The sequence below is a fragment of the Janthinobacterium sp. SUN137 genome (assembly GCF_030587265.1).
Lineage (GTDB): Bacteria > Pseudomonadota > Gammaproteobacteria > Burkholderiales > Burkholderiaceae_D > Janthinobacterium > Janthinobacterium kumbetense.
Window position 1 is genome coordinate 135,553 of the sequence record NZ_JAPWHZ010000001.1, and the last position, 13,435, is coordinate 148,987.

General features: G+C 64.8%; 14 protein-coding genes. 5 read left to right on the top strand and 9 right to left on the bottom strand.

Annotated elements, in window-relative coordinates:
* The first annotated feature begins 45 nt into the window (after window positions 1–45).
* A complete protein-coding gene (locus O3298_RS00665) occupies window positions 46–1,371 on the top strand; it encodes an ATP-binding protein (protein ID WP_305058957.1) in 1,326 nt (441 codons plus the stop codon).
* Here O3298_RS00665 and O3298_RS00670 read toward each other — a convergent pair.
* The 8 genes from O3298_RS00670 to O3298_RS00705 form a co-directional block, all read right to left on the bottom strand.
* Complete coding sequence (locus tag O3298_RS00670; RefSeq protein WP_305058275.1) at window positions 1,368–2,681, bottom strand: HD domain-containing phosphohydrolase; 1,314 nt, start codon at window positions 2,679–2,681, stop codon at window positions 1,368–1,370. The two genes, O3298_RS00665 and O3298_RS00670, sit on opposite strands and share 4 nt — an antisense overlap.
* A 14-nt stretch (window positions 2,682–2,695) precedes the next feature.
* Window positions 2,696–4,159: an ATP-binding protein gene (locus O3298_RS00675; protein WP_289910745.1), complete on the bottom strand. Its 1,464-nt coding sequence runs from the start codon at window positions 4,157–4,159 to the stop codon at window positions 2,696–2,698.
* A gap of 14 nt (window positions 4,160–4,173) precedes the next feature.
* Window positions 4,174–5,013, bottom strand: coding sequence for an HDOD domain-containing protein (locus O3298_RS00680; protein ID WP_099667234.1), 840 nt, complete (start codon window positions 5,011–5,013; stop codon window positions 4,174–4,176).
* Window positions 5,010–5,366, bottom strand: coding sequence for a hypothetical protein (locus tag O3298_RS00685; RefSeq protein ID WP_305058276.1), 357 nt, complete (start codon window positions 5,364–5,366; stop codon window positions 5,010–5,012). The genes O3298_RS00680 and O3298_RS00685 overlap by 4 nt, the downstream gene beginning before the upstream one ends.
* On the bottom strand, window positions 5,363–6,187 hold the full coding sequence (locus O3298_RS00690; protein WP_305058277.1) for a response regulator: 825 nt from the start codon (window positions 6,185–6,187) through the stop codon (window positions 5,363–5,365). Before O3298_RS00690 ends, O3298_RS00685 begins: the two co-directional genes overlap by 4 nt.
* 173 nt (window positions 6,188–6,360) lie before the next feature.
* Window positions 6,361–6,825: a hypothetical protein gene (locus O3298_RS00695; RefSeq protein WP_305058278.1), complete on the bottom strand. Its 465-nt coding sequence runs from the start codon at window positions 6,823–6,825 to the stop codon at window positions 6,361–6,363.
* Between the two features lie 81 nt (window positions 6,826–6,906).
* On the bottom strand, window positions 6,907–8,169 hold the full coding sequence (locus O3298_RS00700; RefSeq protein WP_289904295.1) for a DEAD/DEAH box helicase: 1,263 nt from the start codon (window positions 8,167–8,169) through the stop codon (window positions 6,907–6,909).
* A 223-nt stretch (window positions 8,170–8,392) separates the two neighbouring features.
* Window positions 8,393–9,451 carry a DUF4105 domain-containing protein gene (locus O3298_RS00705; protein ID WP_305058279.1) on the bottom strand — a complete coding sequence of 353 codons (1,059 nt, stop codon included), beginning with the start codon at window positions 9,449–9,451 and terminating at the stop codon, window positions 8,393–8,395.
* Between the two features lie 180 nt (window positions 9,452–9,631).
* On the opposite strand from O3298_RS00705, the gene O3298_RS00710 reads away from it, so the two are divergent.
* A complete protein-coding gene (locus O3298_RS00710) occupies window positions 9,632–10,198 on the top strand; it encodes a hypothetical protein (RefSeq protein ID WP_305058280.1) in 567 nt (188 codons plus the stop codon).
* A 3-nt stretch (window positions 10,199–10,201) separates the two neighbouring features.
* A complete protein-coding gene (locus tag O3298_RS00715; protein ID WP_305058281.1) occupies window positions 10,202–10,336 on the top strand; it encodes a hypothetical protein in 135 nt (44 codons plus the stop codon).
* Window positions 10,337–10,338: 2 nt separating this feature from the next.
* On the opposite strand, the gene O3298_RS00720 is transcribed toward O3298_RS00715, so the two are convergent.
* Window positions 10,339–11,508 carry a mandelate racemase/muconate lactonizing enzyme family protein gene (locus tag O3298_RS00720; RefSeq protein WP_305058282.1) on the bottom strand — a complete coding sequence of 390 codons (1,170 nt, stop codon included), beginning with the start codon at window positions 11,506–11,508 and terminating at the stop codon, window positions 10,339–10,341.
* A 97-nt stretch (window positions 11,509–11,605) separates the two neighbouring features.
* Here O3298_RS00720 and O3298_RS00725 point away from each other — a divergent pair, with 97 nt between their 5' ends.
* Together O3298_RS00725 and motA are read left to right on the top strand one after the other, a co-directional pair.
* Window positions 11,606–12,565 (top strand): LysR family transcriptional regulator, encoded by a 960-nt coding sequence (locus O3298_RS00725; protein WP_305058283.1) that lies wholly within the window; start codon window positions 11,606–11,608, stop codon window positions 12,563–12,565.
* 3 nt (window positions 12,566–12,568) lie between these two features.
* Window positions 12,569–13,432: a flagellar motor stator protein MotA gene (gene motA / locus O3298_RS00730; RefSeq protein WP_077406831.1), complete on the top strand. Its 864-nt coding sequence runs from the start codon at window positions 12,569–12,571 to the stop codon at window positions 13,430–13,432.
* Window positions 13,433–13,435: the final 3 nt, after the last annotated feature.

Consider the following 13,435-nt stretch of genomic DNA (forward strand, 5'->3'; position numbering starts at 1 on the left):
CGAGCGGGGATGACATCAAGGCCGTGCAGGCAGCGAGGTGTGACGATGCAGTTCGAGGATTTCGACCTTTCCACTCCCGATACCGGCCGGCATGCCGGGTCGGCGCCTGGCGATGACGCCTCGGCCGCCACGGCCGTGCGCCTGCAATACCTGCTCGACAATACCCCCTCCATCATCTATTGCACCGTGCCCAGCGGCGACTTCAAGATGACGTTCGTCAGCAACAATGCCCTCAATGTGCTGGGCTACCAGCCCGAGGAAATGGTGGCCGACCCCAATTTCTGGTTCGACCACATCCACCCCGACGATGCGCCCGGCATCTTTTCCAGCCTGGCGCAGATCTTCGTCGAAGGCGCGCGCGCCTATGAATACCGTTTTCGCGTGCGCGACGGCAGCTATCTGTGGATGCACGACAGCCTGCGCCTCGTGCGCGACGAGCACGGCGTGCCGTTCGAGGTGATCGGCTCGCTGACGGACATCACGGAACGCAAGCGCATGGAAGCGATGCTGCAGGCGCGCGGCGAAGAGCAGCAACTACTGATCAGCAAGCTGCAGGAAGCGCACGACCAGCTGCTGCAATCGGAAAAGATGGCGTCCATCGGCCAGCTGGCGGCCGGCATCGCGCATGAAATCAATAACCCGATCGGCTTCGTCAATTCGAACATGAGTTCGCTGCAAGGCTATGTCGGCACCCTGTTCGACGTCATCGCGCAATACGAGGCGGCAATGGGCGAGCCGCTCGACGGCCCGGCCCTGGTCGCGCGCGTGGCCCAGGTGCGCGCGCAGGCCGACCTGGCCTTCCTGCAGGACGACATCGGCGACCTGGTGCGCGAATCGATGGATGGCCTCAAACGCGTGCGCGACATCGTGCAGGCGCTGAAGGATTTTTCCCACGTGGGCGAGACGGACTGGCAAGTGGCCAGCCTGCATGCGGGCCTGGACAGCACCCTGAATATCGTCGCCAACGAATTGAAATACAAGGCGCGCATCGAGAAACACTATGGCGAGCTGCCGCCGATACTATGCCTGGCCTCGCAGCTGAACCAGGTCTTCATGAACCTGCTCGTCAACGCGGGCCAGGCCATCGGCAGCGACGGCGTGATCAGCATCCGCACCGGCCACGCGGACGACTGGGTATGGGTGGAGATCGGCGACACGGGCGCCGGCATCGCGCCCGAGCACCTGAACCGCATCTTCGAGCCGTTCTTCACCACCAAGGCCGTGGGCAGCGGCACGGGCCTGGGCCTGTCGCTGTCGTACGGCATCGTCAACAAGCACGGCGGACGCATCGACGTGGCCTCGGAGGTGGGCCGCGGCACGCGCTTTACCGTGCACCTGCCGCTGCAGCCGCCGGGCGCCACGAACGCCTAGGCGTCTTTCGGCGGCGCGTACACGCGGATGCTCAGGCGCCCGCCATTCTTGCTTTCGAAGTCGAGCAGCTGGCTGATCACGCGGGCCGTCAGCACGTGTTCGGCCGCCAGCAGCATCAGTCCGTCGCGGCTGATCAGGTCGCGCGACAGCACCATGCCCGGCTCCAGCTGGCCCGACAGCACCGTCAGGTCGCGCGCCGGCGGTTCCGTCTCTTCCATGATGCCGCGGAAAGCGGCCACCACGGCCGGGTCGTAGCGCTTGCCGACGCTGTCGTAGATCAGGCTGCGGGCCTCGTCGGCGCGCAGGCTGCGCTGCACCATGGCGCCGATCTGCAAGCCGTCGTAGTCGGACGCCAGCGCCAGGATGCGCGCGCCCAGCGGAATGGCCAGGCCCACCAGGCCATCGGGAAAGCCGCCGCCGTCGAAGCGTTCCAGTTGCGAGCGCAGGATCACGGAAACGGCGCGCAAATCTTCCAGCGCCATCAGCAGCTGTTCGGCGCGCAGCGGATGCTTGCGGAACGCGGCCAGCTGATCGCCCGTCCAGGCGCTGGCCGGCAATTCCAGCACGTCGTCGCTCAAGCTGAGCTTGCCGATATCCTTGAGCAGGGCCGCGATGAACACGTCGCGCGCCTCCTGCCCTTCCAGGCCCAGCGCCTGCGCCAGCTTGCGCGACAGCTCCGCCACCCGCCGCGCATGGCCGGCCAGCTTGCCGCCGCGCATCTCGATCAGGTTGGAAAACACCTTGATGGTCGTCACGAACGTGGCCTTCAGGCGCTCGTTGGCCGCCTGCACCTCGTCGTGCGACAGTTTCAGCTGCTGCGTGCGCGTGGCCACCTTCGCTTCCAGGCTGGCGTTGAGCGCCTGCAATTCCACGTTCTGGCTGGCCGTCAACGCTTCCAGGCGCCGTTTTTCCTCTTCCAGCGCGCGCCGTTCCAGCGCGTGGCGCACCACCAGCACGATATCGTTCTCGTCCCACGGCTTGGTCACGTAGCGGTATATCTCGCCCTGGTTGATGGCGTCGAGGATGGACTGGATGTCGGCATAGCCGGTCAGCAGCAAGCGCATGGTGCCGGGCCAGCGCCGGCGCACCTGGGCCAGGAATTGCGCGCCATCCATGTGCGGCATGCGCATGTCGGAGATGACCAGGTCCACCGTCTCGCTCTCGAGCAGGGCCAGGCCGGCCGCGCCGCTCTCGGCCGTCAGCACGCGGTAGCCGTGCGGACGGAACAGACGGCGCAGCGACGACAGGATATTCGGTTCGTCGTCGACGCACAGGATGGTGGGCGGCGCGGTGCTGGTACTGGTGCTCATGCTGTCCTGTTCGGTCATGGTGCGACGGCCTGCGCCTGGCGCACGGGCAAGGTGATGCGGAAGGTGGTGCCGCGGCCGATGACGCTGCGCACGTCGATGCGGCCGTGGTGTTTCTGCACCGTCGTGTAGGCCAGCGACAGGCCCAGCCCCGTGCCCTTGCCGACGGCCTTGGTGGTGAAGAAGGGGTCGAAGATGCGCGACAGGTGTTCGGGCGCGATGCCGCCGCCCGTGTCCTCGACCTCGATCCACACTTCCGTGGCGTTGTCGCTGCCCGTGCGCAGGGTGATGCGTCCGCGCGCCTCGCCCATGGCGTGGGCCCCGTTGACGACCAGGTTCATGATCACCTGGTTCAGTTCGGAAGGCTGGCATTCGATATCGGGAATGTCGGCATATTCGCGCACCACGTCGGCCTTGTACTTAACTTCGTTGTTCACGATATTGAGCGTGGTATCGATGCCCTGGCGCAAGTCGGCCCAGACCCACTCCTGGTGCGCGTCCGTGCGCGAAAAATCCTTCAAGTCCTGCACGATGCGGCGCACGCGCGCAATGCCTTCCTTCGACTCGCCCATCAGCAGCGGTATGTCGGTGCGCAGGAAGTCCAGGTCGATCTGTTCGCGCAGCGCCCGCAGGCGCGCCGCCACCACGGGGTCGGCGACGGCCGGCTCGGCTTCCTCATAGGCGTCCAGCATGGCAAACAGGTCGTCCAGGTAGCCTTCCAGGGTGCCGACGTTGGAAAACACATAGCCGATGGGATTGTTGATCTCGTGCGCCACGCCGGCGGCCAGCTGGCCGATCGAGGCCAGCTTTTCCGACTGCAGCAGCTTTTGCTGGGCCAGCGACAGCTTGCTGTTCAATTCCGTCAGAGCCAGGTTGCGCTCGCGCAACTCCAGATCGGCGATCTGGCGCTGGCGGATATCGTCGGCCAGGCGCTCGTTCATTGCAGCCAGCTGGGCCGTGCGCTTGGCCACCAGGTGTTCCAGGTTGTCGTGCGCCTTGCGCAGCGCCAGTTCCGCCAGGCGCCGCTCGCTGACGTCGCGCAGGGTTTCGATGGCGCCCACCAGGCAGCCCTGGCGGTCGCGCAGGGGCGCCGCCGTGAAATGCAGCCAATGGCCGTCGGGGCCGATATCGGCAAAGAAATCCTCGGCCTCAAAGGCGCCGGGGATCACGGAAGAGCGCTTCAGCTTGCCAAGATAGAGTTCATTTTCGCCGAATGCGATATCGTCGGCCACCAGCAAATCGGCCAGGCAGGCGCGCGGCTGCGGATAAAACGCCTTCCAGTGGTCGCGCGTGCCGACCATCTCGGCGGCCGTGAAGCCCGTCAACTGTTCGCAGGCGCTGTTCCAGTGCGTGATCACGTGGTCCGTGTCGATGGCGAACGTGGCCACGGGATGGCCGTCGAAAAACGCCGACAGCGCGATGGAATCGGTCTTGCGGCGTTCCGGCTTGGCCGGCAGTGCCTGCCCTGCTTCTGTGTCCATGGCCTCTGTCCTGTTCATGCCAGCATGATCCGCGACATTTCATCGAAGGTGTGTTCCGTTTGCCGCAGCAGCGCCAGCCAGGCCGGCTCGTCCAGGGCGACGCTGCGCCAGCCCGTGGGCGACAGGGGCGGCACGAGCGCATCGTCGACGCCGGCCAGGTCGAGCGCCAGGGCGACGGCATTGGCCAGGTGCACGGCCAGCGGCAAGCCGCCCGCGTCCAGGCGGTCGATGGCGTGATGGTCGGCCACCGCCTGTTGTATCGCGGCGGGAAACTTCCAGTAAGCGGCCAGGGCGCTGCCCACCTGCGCGTGATCGATGCCGATGACGGCCAGTTCCGCCTCGGCCATCTGGCAATCCTGCGCCTGGCGGTGGCTGCGCACGAGCGCGTGCTCGGCCGGGAAGCGCGTCACCAGCACCAGAGTGCCCAGGTCGTGCAGCAGTCCCGCCGTGAACGCCGTTTCGGGATTGACGCGCAAGTGCGGCGCCAGCAGGCGCGCGGCGATGGCCGTGGCCAGCGAGTGGCGCCAGAACGCCTGGAAATCGAAGCCGCCGCTGACGGGCGCGAAGCTGCCCGTCAGGGCGCAGGCCGTGACGACGGTGCGGATGCTGTGAAAGCCCAGCACGGAAACGGCTTGCGGAATGCTGGTGACCTTCGATTGCATGCCGTAGAACGAGGAGTTGGCAATGCGCAAGGTCTTTGCGGCCAGGGCCTGGTCCAGTTCGATCTTTTGCGCCAGCACATGCACGTCCGTGTCGTCCTGGTCCATACTCGACAGCAGTTCCAGCACCACCACGGGCAGCGAAGGCAGTTCCTGGATCTGGCGGATGATGTGTTCAAAACTGAGGCGTGTCATGCCGCGCCCCCTTGCCGGTAGCGCTGCAGCAGCGCCAGCAGTTCCGCCCCCGCGGAATCGGGCGGCGTGGCGCGGAACAGCACGGCCAGCCGCTCCAGGCGGCGCGCCCGTTCCTGCTCGGCATGCGCCTGCGCGGCGGGGTCCGGCTCCTCGTCCATGACGACATGGCAGCGCTCCACATTGCGCCTGCGCAAGGCCGTCAAGTTCGCCGCCGTCAGGGTGGCGCCCTGGGCCAGCAGCACGGCGCCGCTGGCGTCGTTCAAGGCTTGCGCCAGCACCATGCCTTCCTGCGCCTGCTCCATGGAAATCTCGCGGCCGCTTGCACTCACGCTTGTACTCACGCTTGTACTCATGTACCCGCTCCATGACGACTCAGGGTGACCAGGCTGCCGCGCGAGCGCGAATGCAAGCCCATCGGATGGACGGCCACGACATACGGCTGGCCATCGATGGCGGCCAGGCGGGGCGTGCCCTGCCCGTCGAACAGCTGCGGCAGGACGATCGCCGCCTCGTTGCCCAGCAAGGCCGCGCCCCGTTCGAACAGGCTGGCGGCCGCCCCGTTGATGAAGGCGATCATGCCGTCCTCGTCGAGCCCGATCACGGGCAGCGGCAGGAATTGCAGCACTTCGCGCGCGATGCCCAGGCTGACTTCATCGCGGCTGATCTGGTGCTGCTGCTGGCACACCAGCGCCTGCATGGCGGCATTGGCCGCGGCCAGCGCCTGGTTGACGTCGCGCAACTGCGCATTCAGACGCACATTGTCGTCGTCGATGCCCTTCAGGCGAAACGCTTCGGCGATATGCTCGCGCAGCTGATGGTCTTCCCAGGGCTTGGTAAGAAACTTGAAGATGGCGCCCTCGTTGACGGCGTCCGTGACGGCTTGCAGCTCGGTATATCCCGACAGCATGATGCGGATGGTCTGTGGGCACAGCAGCTTGGCCTTGCGCAGGAAGTCGGCGCCCAGCATGCCGGGCATGCGCTGGTCCGACACGATGACGTCGACGGCATGGCTGGCCAGCACTTCCAGCCCTTCCTGGCCGCTGGCGGCCGTCAAAATATGGTAACCGTCGCGCCGCAGCAGGCGCTTCAGGGAAGCGAGGATATTCGGCTCGTCATCGACCAGCAGCAAGGTGCGCGGCGACGCCACGGCGTCCGCCGCCACAGTCCCTGGCATACCATGCTCATCGTGCACATCCATCGGACCATCCTCTCATCGCCGCGGCGATATCGGAGCTTGCCTGGAGGGGGGATTTGCCGCGCGGGAGAGTCTTGCGCGGCAGCCAGCCTGCCTTGAAATTATACGACTAAATATTCCTCTATGGCACTTATCCGGCATTTATCCGGCACTTATCCGCGCCGTGCCGGACACGGCGTGTCGCGGTAAAACACAAAGCCGCCCAGGCCGATGGCTTGCGTGTCGGCTTTCACGGCGTACACCAGCGTGTTCCTGGCCGCCTCGACCCTCAGCAGGTTCTGGTGCAGCACCGTTTGCGCGTGCGCCAGTTCCAGCGATGGGGTCGGCGCCAGCTGCAAACGCAGTTCGGACGTGGCCGCATCGTAGGCCCAGCGGCCCGGATTGAAGAAGGCGAAACCGCCGTCGAAACGCAGGCTGCCATCCTTGAACTGGGTCAGGCAAATACCGGGAAATTCGCTGGGCGGGTTGTACCAGGTGGCGGCCACGGCGGCATCGGCCGGCGTCTTGCCCGGCATCTGCATGCCGGACGTGCCATGGTTGCCGCCCGTGCCGGCGCAAGCGGCCAGCGCCGCGAGGCAGGCGGCAGCGGCCGCCCGTTTGATCATGATCCTGTGCATGCACGTCCCCTTGCTTTATAGAAACACAATCTTAGTCCGGGAAACGTGGCCGTTCAAGCGGCTAGCGCACATAAGGTGGATTTAATTGCCCTCGGCCGCCTTCGCCGCCAGGGCCGCAGCTTCGCGCAATTTATCCTTCTTGCTCTTGCGCGCACCTTTGACGCCGCCGTTGACCGTGTCGGTGACGGGATTCACGGGCGTCGGCAATTCCGTCGGTTCGAAACCGGCCACCACTTCGCGCACGATGCGCAAGTCGTTGCGGTTTTCGATCAGGCGGAAATGCGCTTCCGTATCGGCCGTCACGAAACTGATGGCCGTGCCGCTTTCGCCGGCGCGGCCCGTGCGGCCGATGCGGTGCGTGTAGTCGACGGCCGAACGGGGCAAGTCATAGTTGACGACAGCCGGCAAGCCGGCGATGTCGATGCCGCGCGCGGCCACGTCGGTGGCCACCAGCACCTGCAAGCGGCACGCCTTGAAGTCGGCCAGCAGCTGGCTGCGCGTGCCCTGGCTGAATTCGCCGTGGAAGGCGCCCACGTGCAGGCCCGCGCGCTGCAGCTTGTCGGCCACGTGTTCGGCCGCGTACTTGGTGGCGACGAACACCAGCACGCGCTCCCACTGCTGCTGCAGGATCAGGTAGCGCAGCAGCTGCGTGCGGCGCGGCACGTCGACCGTGATGGCGCGCTGCACGATGTCCGGCTTGTCCTGCGGTTCGGACGCCACTTCGATGCGCACGGGTTCGCTGAGCAGGCCGTCGGCCAGCGCCTGCACGTTGTCGGGGAAGGTGGCGGAGAAGAACAGGTTTTGCCGCTGCTTGGGCAGCAGCGCCAGGATGGCGTTGATCTCCTCGCTGAAACCCATGTCCAGCAAACGGTCGGCTTCATCCAGGACGAACAGCGACACGCCGCCCAGTTTGACGGCATTCTGGCGCACCAGGTCCAGCAGGCGGCCCGGCGTGGCGACGACGATATCGGCGCCGCCGCGCAAGTCCATCATCTGCGGATTGATCGACACGCCGCCGAAAAGCACGGAAATCTTCAGTTTGATCGGCAGCGGCTTGGCCAGCGCGTGCACCGTCTGCCCCACCTGCGCCGCCAGCTCGCGCGTGGGCACGAGGATCAGCGCGCGCACCTGGCGCGGGCCGGAAACGGGCGCCATCAGCGCCTGCAGCAGCGGCAGCGCGTAGGCGGCCGTCTTGCCGGAACCCGTCTGCGCCGCGCCCAGCACGTCGCTGCCGCGCAGGATGGCGGGAATGGCGGCCGCCTGGATGGCCGTCGGCGCGGCATAGCCGGCCTTGTCGACGGCGCGGACCAGGGCGGGAATCAGACCCAGTGAGGAAAATGGCATAGCGGGCCTTCTTATTATTTAGTCATGAAGTGAGACCGGCCGCAATGTGCGGCCGGTCGGGATAGCGACAGTATAAAGCAATGACAGATAACGCCCAACCAAGCCTACTGCGCGTCGGCATAGGCGGCCTGCGATGCTCACTGTACTAAAGTACAGTTCCGCTTCTCGACCACCTCTTCCTTCCGCTCGCTACGGTTTGGTTGGACGTTGTGCTGCAAGTTGATTACTGCCTGGGCATTTGCAGCTTCGGGTGGCCCGCTTCATCGTAGCCCGGCATGCCGCGGCGGATCGCATGCGAAAAGTCCGCGTCGTCGTTGGCCGCCCGCGCGCGCGCCGTGACGTGGCCGCCATCGCGCAGCTGCTGGAAGGTCTGGCCGGGCACCAGGCCCTTGACGTCGAACAGGTAGCGGTCCAGGTAGCCCGAAGCCATCAGCCGGTAGTCGAGCGGCAGGCCCGGCACGATGCGGCGCACCATCTCGAAGACGATGGTGGTGCAGTTGGCCGTCAGGGTGTTGTAGAACTGCGGCTGGTTCTTCAGCGATTGCGCTTCGTCCAGGTAGGCGAGGAACAGCGAGCGCATGGCCGCCTTGGGCATCATCACGCGGTACAGATGCATGTCTTCGCCGCGCGCATTCGTGCGCACGCGCAGGATGTCGCGCTCGTCGGCGGCGATCAGGCTCATCTCGAAGTGCTTGAAAAAGCCGCCGATGGCGGAAAAGCTCTCGCCCTTTTCCTTGCGGATTTCGATGGAAAACGTCAAAAAGCGCCCGTCGGCAAAGCCGAACGAGATCAGGGTGTGCGCGATGTACGGCCCCGTCCAGTACGACAGCGCCGTGTCCACCGTGCGCAGCTCGTCGAGGTCGTAGCTGCGCTGTTCCCACTTGACCGTGTAATCGTCGTCGCTGCGCCAGTCGAAATTGCGCACATTGTCCAGCGTGACGGTGCTGCCCTTCACCGTGCCCGTGACGTTGCGCGCCACGTCGTCGGCCCACACGCGCTGCTGTTTCGGCGTGATCAGGCTCCACCACAGGAGCAGCAGGAGAAAACCAGCCGTATACGGCAGCAGCACGCGCGCATCGCCGCGCGTCCACCACAGCGCGATGCTGGCCACGCCCAGCGCGCCCCACAGCAGCGCGCCGATGGCTTGCGCGGCCGTGCCGCCGGACAACTGGTACCACAGCGCCAGCGCGCCCCACAGTGCGGTCAACAGGAGAATCAGGGAAACGGCCATTTTGCCGATACTGCCCAGCACGGAGCGGGCACGATGTGATAAGAAAGTCATGCCGCAATTATAGGGCCAAGCGCAGGAACAGGTACGTTCAGGCAAGTGCCGCGGCAACAGGCCGCGCCAGCGCAATCATTGCTTGCCTGCTAATTTATTTCATGAGAGCATATTGCCAAAATAAAATGTATAGACAAGGCGGCCTGTCACGGCGGCGCCTTGGCTTTCCCAGGAGATACCTTGCAGCCCCCTTCCCTGTACACCCTTGCCGGCAGTCTCAATTCCCTCTTCATCGTCGTCAGCCTGTACGGCCTGTGGTCGCAGCTGCAAAAAATCTGGCAGCGCAAGCGCGATGCCTGCATCGGCGCCGGCAAGACGACGGACATCCTGTCCATCAACCAGTTCACCGTCAGCTTCCTCGCGTATTGCGCGTTCTTTGTGTACGGCTACTCGATCACGCCGTTCAACCACTACATCGTCTGGCCCCGCCTGGTCGCCTCGCTGATCGCGCTGGCCATCCTGTATGAAATCCACCGCGACCGCCGCAGCCTGGCATCGCGCAATGCGCTGCTGGCCTGCGCGCTGCTGCTGAGCGCGGGCATGGCAGGGCTGGCCTTCGGCCCCACCTTCAGCGATGAAAAGCGCGTAATCTCGCAAGGCCTGCTCGTCGCCGTCACCATGCTGCTGGCGCAGGGCTACGCGCACCAGATCCGCTTGATCTGGCGCTCGGGCAAGACGGGCGCCGTCTCCCTGAAAATGAGCCAGTTCATCCTGGCGATGGATGCCAGCACCATCTTCTTCGCCTGAGTCATGGGGCTGGAAACGGGCTGGCCCTTGCTGCTGCTGGCCTGCGTCAGCGCCACGACCAAGCTGATCATCATGTGGCTGTTCCGCTGGGAGAAGAGCAGCCCCGCCGCGCAGATGAAACGCCAGGCGCCGGCCTGAGCCTATTGCCCGCTCAGCGCGCGCATTTCCGCATACAGGTTCGCCTTGCCCTCGAAGCCGATGCCGACCAGGTCCGGCATGGTGATGCGGCCGTTTTCGACGCGCACGCCGTCGGGGAAGCCGCCGAACGGCTGAAATAAGTCCGGATACGATTCATTGCCGCCCAGGCCCAGCCCTGCCGCGATATTCAGGGACATCTGGTGGCCGCCGTGCGGGATGCAGCGGCTGCGCGACCAGCCGTGCTGGTGCAGCATGTCCAGGGTGCGCAGGTATTCCACCAGGCCGTAGCTGAGGGCGCAGTCGAACTGCAGCCAGTCGCGGTCGGCGCGCATGCCGCCGTAGCGGATCAGGTTGCGCGCATCCTGCATGGAAAACAGGTTCTCGCCCGTCGCCATCGGCTTGTCGTAATAGCTGCGCAAGGTCGCCTGCAGCTCGAAGTCGAGCGGATCGCCCGCCTCTTCATACCAGAACAGGTCGTACTGGCGCAGCGCCTTGGCGTAGGCGATCGAGGTGTCGAGGTCGAAGCGGCCGTTGGCATCCACGCACAGCTTTTGCCCATCCTGCAGCACGTCCATGATGGCGTCGATGCGGCGCAAATCCTCGTCCAGCGAGGCGCCGCCGATCTTTTTCTTGACCACCGTGTAGCCGCGGTCGACATAGCTGCGCATCTCGTCCTGCAGGGCGGACAAGCTCTGACCCGGGTAGTAATAGCCGCCCGCCGCATACACGAACACTTTTTTGTCGGGCACGCCCGTGCCATGGCGCTCGGCCAGCAGCTGGAACAGGGGCTTGCGCTCGATCTTCGCCACGGCATCCCAGATGGCCATGTCGATGGTGCCGATGGCCACCGAGCGCTCGCCGTGGCCGCCCGGCTTTTCATTGGTGTACATGCAATCCCATACCTTGTGCGGGTCGAGGTTGGCGCCGTCAGCCGTCACGAGGCTGGCCGGATCGGCATCGAGGATGCGGGGGATGAAGCGCTCGCGCATCAGCATGCCCTGGCCGTAGCGGCCATTCGAATTGAAGCCGTAGCCGACGACGGGCTTGCCGTCGCGCATCACATCCGTGACGACGGCCACCAGGCTTAACGTCATCTTGGTGAAATCGATGTAGGCGTTGCGGATGGGGGAAGAGATGGGGATGGTCTTTTCGCGGATCTCGACGATTTTCATGCGGGTCTCCTGTATTTGAATGGTGACGCCAGCTTAACCGCGATACGTAATCGTATAATCGATAGCAATTTAAACCATTCTTCACTTGAAGTTAATAATGAAAAGCGACGCCACCACGGAAATGGCCTTCTTTGTGCTGCTGGCCAAGCTGGGCAGCCTGTCGGCCACGGCGCGCGAGCTGGGCATCACGCCGCCCGCCGTCAGCAAACGGCTGGTGCTGATGGAGCAGCGCCTGGGCGTGCGTTTGCTGAACCGCAGCACGCGGCGCATCAGCCTGACGGGCGACGGCGAAAGTTATCTGCAGCAGGCGCGGCAGATCCTCGACGATATCCGCGCCATGGAAGAGTCGCTGGCCAGCGGCAGCGCCGAACCGCGCGGGCTGCTGCGCGTGAATGCCACCTTGGGTTTCGGCCGCACGGTGATCGCGCCCCTGCTGTCGCAATTCGCCCTGCGCCACCCGCAGCTGGAAGTGCAGCTGCAACTGACGGACAGCCCCATCAACCTGGTCGAGCAGGCGTACGACCTGGGCATCCGCTTCGGCGACTTGCCCGACACGCGTTTGTCGGCGCGCAAGATCATGTCGAACCGGCGCTTCCTGTGCGCCTCACCCGCCTACCTGCAGGCACACGGCACGCCGCACACCCCGGACGAGCTGGCGCAGCACCGCTGCATCGTGCACCGGCAAAACGATGACGCCTACGGCATCTGGCGCTTGAGCAAAGGGCGTGCCACCCACACGGTGAAGGTGCGCGGCACGGTGGCCAGCAACGATGGCGACGTGGTGCTGGGCTGGGCCCTGGACGGGCACGGCATCCTGCTGCGCTCGGAATGGGACCTGGCCCGCTACCTCGACAGCGGCCGCCTGCGCGTGGTACTGGACGATTACGCGCTGGCGCCGGCCGACCTGTACGCCTATTATCCGAGCCGCCACCAATTGCCCGCCAAAGTGCGCGCTTTTATCAATTTTCTCATCCAGCAGCTGCAGCCGGACGCGGCTACCGCAGGCAAATCGGGTTACACTACAATATTGCGATATGGCAATATTATGAAGGAGTAGGTTTTGCTAGTCATACTCGGATTTCTCGTCGTGCTGTTTTCCGTCTTCGGCGGCTTCGCCATGCAGGGCGGCCATTTGGCGGCCCTGTTCCAGCCGCTGGAACTGCTGATGATCGGCGGCGCGGCGCTGGGCACCTTCTTTGTCGGCAACGACGCCAAGGCCATCCGCGCCACGTTCGCGGCCATCCCCACCCTGTTCCACGGCTCGCAATACACGAAGGCGCGCTATATGGAACTGATGGGGCTGATGTATGAAATCCTCAGCAAGATCCGCAAGGAAGGCTTGATGTCAGTCGAGGACGATATCGACGACCCGTACCGCAGCCCCATCTTCGTGAAATACCCGTACACGCTCGGTGACGAGCACATCCTGGAATTCATTACCGATTATCTGCGCCTGATGGTGTCGGGCAATATGGATGCCTACCAGATCGAAAACCTGATGGATAACGAGATCGAGACGCACCATGAAGATGCAGAAATGCCGATCCAGACGATTTCGCAGCTGGCCGACGCCATGCCCGCCTTCGGCATCGTGGCCGCCGTGATGGGCGTCGTGCACACGATGGCTTCCGTCGGCTTGCCGCCGGCCGAGCTGGGCGTGCTGATCGCGCAGGCGCTGGTGGGCACCTTCATCGGCATCCTGCTGGCTTACGGCTTCATCGCGCCGCTGGCCAGCTTGCTGCGCCGCAAGCACCATGAAACGGCAAAGATGTACCAGTGCGTGAAAGTGACCCTGCTGGCCAGCCTGAACGGCTACGCGCCGGCGCTGGCCGTGGAATTCGGCCGCAAGGTCATTTCCGCCACGGAACGCCCCTCATTCAGCGAACTGGAAAACCACGTGCGCCAGGTGCGCACGAAAAACTGATAC